This is a genomic window from Vibrio sp. 1180_3, assembly GCF_029478545.1.
In the GTDB taxonomy this organism is placed as follows: domain Bacteria; phylum Pseudomonadota; class Gammaproteobacteria; order Enterobacterales; family Vibrionaceae; genus Vibrio; species Vibrio aestuarianus.
Map to the genome: position 1 here is coordinate 1 of NZ_SJFM01000266.1, position 255 is coordinate 255.

The 255-nt window shown below is 47.5% G+C and carries 1 protein-coding gene; it reads right to left on the reverse strand.

What is annotated here, in order from left to right; all coding sequences use genetic code 11:
* The coding region (locus EYW48_RS21800) for a DUF5801 repeats-in-toxin domain-containing protein (protein WP_277433114.1) at nt 1–255 on the reverse strand (255 nt) is incomplete at both ends.

The following is a 255-nucleotide window of genomic DNA, read 5'->3' on the forward strand; positions in this document are numbered from 1 at the left end:
TAATGGTTGGTACATCATCGATGATGGTGATCGGCAAGGCGATCGCATTAGACACATCACCATCTCGGTCGGTCGCTGTAACCGATAGATTTAAGATAAGATCGTTTTCTCCGGCTCCCGTCGCGTGATCAAGCGGTTTAAGTAACTCAAATTGATAGCTGTCTGCTGAGCCATTGAGCGTGATCCTAAAGACCGCCTCATTGCTGCCTTGGATCTGCGCTTCATATACTGTGATGCCATTGAGGTTAGACACTT